The organism is Faecalibacterium sp. DFI.5.82 (assembly GCF_029076575.1).
Lineage (GTDB): Bacteria > Bacillota > Clostridia > Oscillospirales > Ruminococcaceae > Faecalibacterium > Faecalibacterium duncaniae.
Map to the genome: position 1 here is coordinate 1 of NZ_JARFIS010000096.1, position 428 is coordinate 428.

A 428-nucleotide genomic window follows, 5' to 3' on the forward strand; every position below is an offset into this window, starting at 1 on the left:
GCCGACAAAGACATAAACCCGGTCCAGCAGTTCTCCGTCTGCGCAGCTGAAAAGGACATTTTTTTCTCCATCCCATCCAAGGTACACACCATCCATTCCAGCCAGTTGCTCCGAAAGATAGCTCGAATTGGACACATTGCAGGCGTAGTAAGCCTCATTCCAGTACTGCATCATTGCATCATTGAACGGTATCTTTGCCGCATCTGCCTGTTTCAGCGTCCTTACCCCCGAGTCGTAATCGCCGTCCTCATAATAGAGCTGCACATAAGCCTCCCAGTAGTCTGCCCGAGCCGGATACTCTGCCACAGCCGCCGCATAGGCATCTTCTTCGATGCTGCGGCCATTCGCCGTGGCACAGTCCTCATAATATTCCTTACAGGTGGCGATGTAGGCATCATACAGTGCTTCTGTGGGCTTGTTACCGATTG

General features: G+C 52.1%; 1 protein-coding gene. It reads right to left on the reverse strand.

Annotated features, from left to right (window positions below; translation table 11 throughout):
* Positions 1-428: hypothetical protein (locus tag P0G09_RS15735; RefSeq protein WP_275253122.1), on the reverse strand; the 428-nt coding region annotated here is incomplete at both ends.